Source organism: Erythrobacter sp. CCH5-A1, assembly GCF_001557115.1.
Taxonomy (GTDB): Bacteria; Pseudomonadota; Alphaproteobacteria; order Sphingomonadales; family Sphingomonadaceae; genus Erythrobacter.
In genome coordinates this window covers 1-351 of the sequence record NZ_LSKQ01000134.1, presented here as the reverse complement: position 1 = coordinate 351, position 351 = coordinate 1, and the positions used below count along the sequence as shown (strand labels likewise).

Sequence of the window (351 nt, the reverse complement as noted above, 5' to 3'; positions counted from 1 at the left end):
ATGTGCTGGATCCCGCCAGCTTCCTCGTGTCGCGGCGAGGCAGGCGCGCAAAAACCGACCGGATCGACGCCGAAGCAATGATCGGGATCCTCAAAGCCTATCTCGCTGGCGACAAAAGCGTGTGCCGTGTCGTGGACGTGCCCTCTCCCGAGGAAGAGGACGCGCGCCGAGTAATGCGGGAGCGCGGCGATCTCGTGCACGAGCGCACCCGAATTATCTCTCGGATCAGGGGGCTACTTGCATTACAGGGCATACGATCTGTCAAAGCCATCAAGGGCGGTGACTGGTCAAAACAGCTCGACGACATGCGCACCGGCGATGGGCGGCCTTTGCCACCAAACCTTCGTCGAC

At 61.5% G+C, this 351-nt stretch carries 1 pseudogene; it reads left to right on the top strand.

Going from position 1 to position 351, the window contains the following annotated elements:
- Positions 1–77: 77 nt before the first annotated feature.
- Positions 78–351 (top strand): annotated as a pseudogene (locus AX708_RS07120) (IS110 family transposase); the annotation flags it as partial.